We start from the raw sequence: 6578 nt of genomic DNA on the forward strand, positions 1-6578 counted from the left end.
CGACATGAGCGACTTCAAGCAGCAGTGGCAACACACGATGATGAACAATTACGGCACGCCGCGCATTGAGCTTGTGAAGGGTAAGGGCGCTATTGTCACGGATTCCGAGGGCAAGGAATACCTGGACCTGCTCGCCGGTATTGCAGTCAACGCGTTGGGTCACGCACATCCGGCCATCGTGGAAGCTGTGTCCAAGCAGATTTCCACGATGGGGCACGTGTCCAACATTTTCGCCTCTGAGCCACCGTTGGCACTGGGCGAGAAGCTCATTGAGCTCACTGGCTGGGACACTGATGACACCCGGATTATGTTCTGCAATTCCGGCACCGAGGCCAATGAGGCCGCGTTCAAGCTGGCGCGGTTGACGGGACGCAATCGCATTATCGCTACCCACCACGGGTTCCACGGCCGTACCATGGGCGCACTTGCCATGACCGGTCAGCCGGACAAGCGCACCCCGTTCGAACCGATGCCGGGTGGAGTCGAGTTCGTGCCCTACGGTGACATTGACTTCCTCACCAAGACCATCGAATCCGATCCGTTGGGTGTCGCTGCGGTGATTCTGGAACCAATTCAGGGTGAGACCGGCGTGGTCGCACCGCCAGAGGGGTACCTCGCTGCCGTCCGCGAACTGACCAAGCGATTCGACGTCCTCATGATTGTCGACGAAGTACAGACCGGCATTGGCCGTACCGGCCAGTGGTTTGCCCACCAGCACGATGGCATCGTGCCGGACGTTATGACCCTGGCGAAGGGGCTCGGCGGCGGCCTGCCGCTGGGTGCTGTCATCGCTAACGGCCGCGCAGCGGAACTGTTCACTCCTGGTGCACACGGCACCACCTTTGGTGGCAATCCGGTCTGTGCTGCTGCCGGCCTGGCCGTCATCGAGACGCTGGAAGAGGAAAAGCTGCTCGACCGAGTCACTGAGAAGGGCAAGGTTTTGGCTCGCAAGCTTGCGTCGTTAAGCCATGTCGATCACGTGCGTGGTCGCGGTTTCATGCTTGGACTGGTGCTGTGCGAGAACCTGGCGAAGGAAGCGGTTAACGCCGGTTATGAGCGTGGTGTCATTCTGAACGCTCCGCAGGCGAATGTGCTGCGTATTGTGCCTCCGTTGAACCTCAGTGATGAGGAAGTCAACCGCGCCGTCGAGTTGATTGATGCCTGCCTGAACGACGCCGCCGAGGCTGTCGCTAACAAAGGAAGGAATTAGGAACTGATGCTCCGTCATTTTCTCGCCGATGATGACCTGACTCCACAGGAGCAGGCTGAGGTGCTGCAGTTGGCTGCAGAGCTGAAGACAGCGCCGTACTCCCGCCGGCCGTTTGAGGGGCCACAGTCGGTTGCGGTGCTGTTCGACAAAACGTCGACTCGTACCCGTTTCTCCTTCGACGCTGGCATTGCGGCTCTGGGCGGCAACGCGATTGTGGTCGAAACCGGTAACTCGCAGATGGGCAAGGGCGAAACCTACCAGGACACCGCTGCTGTGCTCAGCCGCTTTGTCTCGGCAATTGTCTGGCGCACCTACGCACAGTCAGGGCTGGAGGCCATGTCTGAGACCGCGACGGTGCCGATTGTCAACGCGCTTTCCGACGAGTTCCACCCGTGCCAGATTCTCGCTGACTTGCAGACCATCATCGAGCACAAGTGCCCGGAAGAAGGCCAGACGGGATTGCGTGGCAAGAAGGCTGTGTACTTCGGCGATGGTGCCAATAACATGGCCAACTCCTACCTCGTGGGCTTCGCCACCGCAGGTCTGGACGTCACCATCTGTGCACCAGAGGACTTCCAGCCGGAGCAGGTCTACGTCGACCGCGCCAAGAAGGTCGCGGAACAGACCGGTGCGGCCGTGTCCGTGACCGCGGACGTCGATGAGGCCATTGCCGGTGCCGACGTTGTCATCACTGACACCTGGGTCAGCATGGGGCAGGAGAACGACGGCCTGGATCGTCGTACTCCGTTTCTGCCGTACCAGGTCAACGCTGAGCTGATGACGAAGGCAAATGAGGATGCCATCTTCCTGCACTGCTTGCCGGCATACCGCGGCAACGAAGTTACCTCCGAGGTCATCGATGGCCCGCAGTCGGTAGTCTTCGACGAGGCGGAAAACCGCATGCACGCTCAGAAGGCGTTGCTGACCTGGCTGGTGGAGAGGCAGTAAGGTCATGACCGCAGCACAACCAGGTTCTCGAACAGCTCGGCAGACGCGCATCGCTGACCTGCTGGCGCAGCATCACGTGTCCAGTCAGGTTCAGCTCGTCGAGCTGCTTGCCGACGAAGGCATTGAGATTGCGCAGGCGACGTTGTCCAGAGACCTCGATGAGCTGGGCGCCCGAAAGATTCGCGATGGAGCCAACGGTTCGCGTTATTCCATCGTCGAAGATGCACTCGCTGTCTCCAGCGGGGCAGTGGCCAGGATGCGGCGTGTTTTAGACGAGCTGCTGGTCTCCATTGATCATTCGGGCACCATCGCGGTTGTGCGTACACCACCGGGAGCCGCACAGTATCTAGCCAGTGTGATTGACCGTGCGGGACTCAAAGAAATCGTTGGCACAATTGCGGGAGATGACACCGTAATGTGCCTGGCTAGAGAACCACTTTCCGGCGCTGACCTAGCCCAGCGTCTAGCCGCCGGAACGAACCAGTAAACTATTCCACGAAATGCTTTAAAGCACCGATTAAAGGAGCGCTTACCCTATGACCAACCGGGTTATTCTTGCTTACTCTGGTGGCCTCGACACCACCGTTGCTATTCCGTACCTCAAGGAAATGACCGACGGCGAGGTCGTCGCAGTTTCCATCGATGTCGGACAGGGCGGCGAGGACATGGAGTCCGTGCGTCAGCGCGCTCTGGACGCCGGCGCTGTCGAAGCTGTCGTTGTCGACGCTAAGGACGAGTTCGCCGAGGAGTACTGCCTGCCGACCATCAAGGCCAATGGTCTCTACATGAAGCAGTACCCGCTGGTTTCTGCACTGTCTCGCCCGCTGATTGTTAAGCACATGGCGAAGGCCGCAGAGGAGTTCGGTGGCACTCACGTCGCACACGGCTGCACCGGTAAGGGCAATGACCAGGTCCGTTTCGAGGTTGGTTTCGCCAACACCGCCCCGGATCTGAAGATTATTGCACCGGCTCGTGACTTCGCTTGGACCCGCGACAAGGCTATTGCCTTCGCTGAGGAGAAGGGTCTGCCAATTGAGCAGTCCAAGTCCTCCCCGTTCTCCATTGACCAGAACCTCTTCGGTCGTGCCATTGAGACCGGCTACCTGGAGGACCTGTGGAACGCACCGACCAAGGATGTCTACGCGTACACCGAGGATCCGACCCTGAACTTCAGCTCCCCGGACGAGGTCATCATCTCCTTCGAGGATGGTAAGCCGACTGCCATCGACGGCAAGAAGGTTTCCGTGCTTGAGGCCATCGAAGAGATGAACCGCCGCGCTGGTGCTCAGGGCATCGGTCGTCTGGACATGGTTGAAGACCGCCTGGTCGGCATTAAGTCCCGCGAGATTTACGAGGCTCCGGGCGCAATTGCCATCATGACCGCACACGCAGCCCTCGAGGACGTCACCGTTGAGCGTGAGCTGGCTCGTTACAAGCGCCAGGTCGAGGGCGAGTGGGCCAACCTGGTCTACGACGGCCTGTGGTTCTCGCCGCTGAAGCGCGCGCTGGATGCCTTCATCGAGGAGTCCCAGAAGGGCGTTTCCGGTGACATCCGCATGGTCATGCACGCAGGTCACTGCAACGTCAACGGTCGTCGTTCGAACACCTCGCTGTACGACTTCAACCTGGCTACCTACGACGAGGGCGACACCTTCGACCAGACCCTGGCTCGCGGTTTTGTCGAGCTGCACGGCCTGTCCTCGAAGATGGCCGCAAAGCGCGACTTCAAACTGTAAAGATTCTCCAGAGCGACTAGAGCGAAAGGCCTATTGGAAAAGACAATGGTCGAAAAGCACGGTACCAACGAAGGCTCCCTGTGGGGCGGCCGCTTTGCCGGTGGCCCGTCCGAGGCGATGGCCGCATTGAGCAAGTCCACCCATTTTGACTGGGTGCTCGCGCCTTACGACGTTCTTGCGTCCAAGGCCCACGCCCGAGTGCTGCATGCCCGTGGGCTGCTCAGCGATGCCGACTTTGACACCATGATCGAAGGCCTTGATCAGCTCGGTCGCGACGTTGCCTCCGGCGAATTTGGTCCAGAGCCGACGGATGAGGATGTCCACGGTGCTATGGAGCGCGGTCTGATTGATCGCGTCGGCCCGGAGGTCGGCGGTCGCCTGCGCGCTGGTCGTTCCCGCAATGACCAGGTGGCAACTCTGTTCCGCATGTGGCTGCGCGATGCCGTGCGCGGCGTTGCACTGGATGTCACTGACCTGGTTGCCGCCCTGGTAGCTCAGTCCAAGGCACATCCGGATGCCATCATGCCGGGCAAGACCCACTCCCAGGCAGCGCAGCCGGTATTGCTGGCCCACCAGTTGCTGGCTCACGCGCATCCGCTGCTGCGAGATCTGGACCGCATCCGCGATCTCGACCGTCGACTGGCTGTGTCCCCGTACGGTTCCGGTGCGCTCGCGGGATCTTCGCTGCACCTGGATCCGGAGGCCATCGCGGAGGAGCTCGGCTTCGACTCTGCCACGGACAACTCCATTGACGGCACTTCTTCGCGTGACTTCGCCTCTGAGGCGGCTTTTGTTTTCGCCCAGATTGCTGTGGACATGTCTCGCCTGGCAGAGGAAATCATCTACTGGGCCACCCCGGAGTACGGTTACGTCACTCTGGCTGATGCCTGGTCGACTGGATCCTCCATCATGCCGCAGAAGAAGAACCCGGACGTGGCAGAGCTGACCCGCGGTAAGACCGGTCGCCTGATCGGTAATCTTGCAGGGCTCATGGCCACGCTGAAGGCTCAGCCGCTGGCCTACAACCGCGACCTCCAGGAGGACAAGGAGCCTCTGGTGGACTCGGTCGAGCAGCTAACCCTACTGCTTCCGGCTTTGACCGGTCTGGTGGCAACGCTGACCTTCCACGAAGACCGTCTGCGCGAGCTCGCTCCGGCTGGCTACACCCTGGCCACTGACTTGGCTGAGTGGCTGGTCCGCGAGGGCGTACCGTTCCGCGACGCTCACGAGGCATCCGGCCAGTGTGTCCGCATCGCAGAGTCCAAGGGCGGTATCGGTCTGGACGAGCTTTCCGACGAGGACCTCGCCGGTGTCCACCCGGCACTGACTCCGAAGGTCCGTGAAGTGCTTACTATTGACGGCGCTGTCGCTTCCCGCGATACTCGCGGCGGCACTGCGGGTGTCCGTGTTGCAGAGCAGCTCGCTCGCGTCGACGAGAAGAACACTGAGCTAAAGCAGTGGGCTGAAAAGCCGGTTCGCGGCTAAAACTGGCAAAGCTGGCAACCTGCTAGGGCGTGTCTCTTATATGCGTAACCAGACCAGAATCGCCGCAAGCACCACTCCCGCGCGATACGTGACCGCGAGCTTGTCATAACGCGTCGCAAGCCCGCGCCACTGCTTCATCAACCCAAAGGCCCGCTCGACCACGTTGCGGTCTTTGTACAGCTCCGCATCAAACCCGGGCGGTCGCCCGCCAGCACGACCCTTACGCTTCCTGGCAGCGATCTCATTAGACTTCTCCGGAATCACCGCGGCGATGCCGCGCTCACGCAGATACGCGCGGTTCACCCGTGACGTGTACCCGCGATCAGCAAGCAACGCATCAGGGCGCGTCCGCGCCTGCCCGCACCCAATTCTCGGGACCCGAATATCGCCGAGGACTTCCTGCAACATCGCGCCATCATGGCGTTGCCCGCCCGTCACCACAATCGACAGCGGCCGGCCATGCCCCTCGACAGCAAAATGTACCTTCGTGCTCAACCCTCCGCGTGATCTCCCGATCCCGTGACCTGCCGGTTCAATCTCGCATAACGGCAGATTCTTGTAATTCGATAGAGCCCCCTGTGTCCTGATCAGGGCGCGGCAGGTTCGTACCGTGCTGATGAGCACGGTTGATCGTCGCGTCGATTGACACGTTCCAGTCAATGTCGCCCACTGCATCGGCCTCGGCGAGGATGTGCGCGAATACGCGGTCCCAGGTGCCGTCGGTTGCGTAGCGGCGATGCCGCTTCCACACCGTCTGCCAGGGACCATACCGGTCGGGGAGATCTCGCCACGGGATTCCGGTGCGGTACCGGTAGATGATGCCCTCTACAACGCGGCGGCTATCACCAAACGGGCGGCCTTTACGGCCCTCATTCGTTGGCAGAAGTGGTTCAACTCGCTCCCACTGTGCATTCGTGAACTGCGTAAATCTAGACCGTTGTGACACACCTCAATCATGCTCGAGCACAGGCCCACAATTAGGAGACACGCCCTAGCTCAGCTAACGCGGCTAATTAATCGGTGTGCGGTCAATCGACCGCACGCCGATTTTTTACAGCCCGGGGGGGGGAGTAGAAAAACCAGCAACCCGACAACTGATGACCCGGTAACTAGCAACCCGATAACTGGCAACCCGAAAAATTACGAGCTCCACGTGCGAATACGGGCTGCAAATGTGAAACTGTGTAAGTTTATGACAC

At 60.4% G+C, this 6578-nt stretch carries 5 protein-coding genes and 1 pseudogene; 5 read left to right on the top strand and 1 reads right to left on the bottom strand.

The window, feature by feature from the left end:
* Positions 1 to 4: 4 nt before the first annotated feature.
* Genes HMPREF2857_RS02355 through argH form a run of 5 tightly spaced genes read left to right on the top strand, consistent with a single transcriptional unit; the run spans position 5 to position 5379 of the window.
* Positions 5 to 1210, top strand: coding sequence for an acetylornithine transaminase (locus HMPREF2857_RS02355; RefSeq protein WP_070642551.1), 1206 nt, complete (start codon positions 5 to 7; stop codon positions 1208 to 1210).
* A 6-nt stretch (positions 1211 to 1216) separates the two neighbouring features.
* Positions 1217 to 2158: an ornithine carbamoyltransferase gene (gene argF, locus HMPREF2857_RS02360; RefSeq protein ID WP_070642552.1), complete on the top strand. Its 942-nt coding sequence runs from the start codon at positions 1217 to 1219 to the stop codon at positions 2156 to 2158.
* A 4-nt stretch (positions 2159 to 2162) separates the two neighbouring features.
* Positions 2163 to 2645 carry an arginine repressor gene (locus tag HMPREF2857_RS02365; RefSeq protein WP_005511719.1) on the top strand — a complete coding sequence of 161 codons (483 nt, stop codon included), beginning with the start codon at positions 2163 to 2165 and terminating at the stop codon, positions 2643 to 2645.
* A 49-nt stretch (positions 2646 to 2694) separates the two neighbouring features.
* On the top strand, positions 2695 to 3894 hold the full coding sequence (locus HMPREF2857_RS02370; protein ID WP_016422894.1) for an argininosuccinate synthase: 1200 nt from the start codon (positions 2695 to 2697) through the stop codon (positions 3892 to 3894).
* 45 nt (positions 3895 to 3939) lie between these two features.
* Positions 3940 to 5379: an argininosuccinate lyase gene (gene argH / locus HMPREF2857_RS02375; protein ID WP_016422893.1), complete on the top strand. Its 1440-nt coding sequence runs from the start codon at positions 3940 to 3942 to the stop codon at positions 5377 to 5379.
* 36 nt (positions 5380 to 5415) lie between these two features.
* On the opposite strand, the pseudogene HMPREF2857_RS11070 reads toward argH, so the two are convergent.
* Positions 5416 to 6325 (bottom strand): annotated as a pseudogene (locus HMPREF2857_RS11070) (IS5 family transposase).
* Positions 6326 to 6578 lie beyond the last annotated feature (253 nt).

This window comes from Corynebacterium sp. HMSC076C10, assembly GCF_001812455.1.
In the GTDB taxonomy this organism is placed as follows: Bacteria; Actinomycetota; Actinomycetes; order Mycobacteriales; family Mycobacteriaceae; genus Corynebacterium; species Corynebacterium jeikeium_D.